This window comes from Salipiger sp. HF18, from assembly GCF_011806505.1.
GTDB lineage: Bacteria > Pseudomonadota > Alphaproteobacteria > Rhodobacterales > Rhodobacteraceae > Salipiger > Salipiger thiooxidans.
The window spans coordinates 1-778 of the sequence record NZ_JAATOS010000919.1; the positions used below are offsets into that span (position 1 = coordinate 1).

At 65.8% G+C, this 778-nt stretch carries 1 protein-coding gene; it reads right to left on the bottom strand.

Annotated features, from left to right (window positions below):
• On the bottom strand, window positions 1–778 hold a 778-nt coding region (locus HC022_RS27985), incomplete at both ends, for a DNA gyrase subunit A (protein WP_303049123.1).

Consider the following 778-nt stretch of genomic DNA (forward strand, 5'->3'; position numbering starts at 1 on the left):
TTGTTATGCACAGCAGCTGCGTGTGGGTGTTGGCCACGAACAGCTGGGTGACCACGTCGTCTTCCTTGAGCGAGCCGCCGGACACGCCCTTGCCGCCGCGCTTCTGGGCGCGGAATTCGGCCAGCGGGGTGCGCTTGATGTAGCCGCCCGCGGTCACGGTCACGACCATGTCCTCGCGCTCGATCAAGTCCTCGTCGTCCATGTCGCCGGCCCAGTCGGCGATCTCGGTGCGGCGGGGCACGGCGAACTGCTCCTTCACGGCGATCATCTCGTTGGTGATGATCTCCATGATGCGCTCGCGCGAGCCGAGGATCTCGAGGTATTCCTTGATCTTCTTCGCCAGCTCTTCCAGCTCGTCGGTGACTTCCTTGACGCCAAGCTGGGTGAGGCGCTGCAGGCGCAGTTCGAGGATCGCGCGAGCCTGCGTCTCGGAGAGGTTGTAGGTCCCGTCCTCGTTCATCTTGTGGGTCGGATCGTCGATCAGCTGGATGTAGGGCGCGATTTCATGCGCCGGCCAGCGCCGGGTCATCAGCTTGTCGCGCGCTTCGGCGGCGTCTGCAGAGGCACGGATCGTGGCCACCACCTCGTCCACGTTCGCGACTGCGACGGCCAGACCGCAGAGGATGTGGCTGCGTTCGCGGGCCTTGCGCAGCAGGTAGGCGGTGCGGCGCGCCACAACGTCCTCGCGGAAATCGAGGAAGGCGGTGAGGAAGGCGCGGAGCGTCAGTTGCTCGGGGCGGCCGCCGTTCAGCGCCAGCATGTTGCAGCCGAAGCTGAC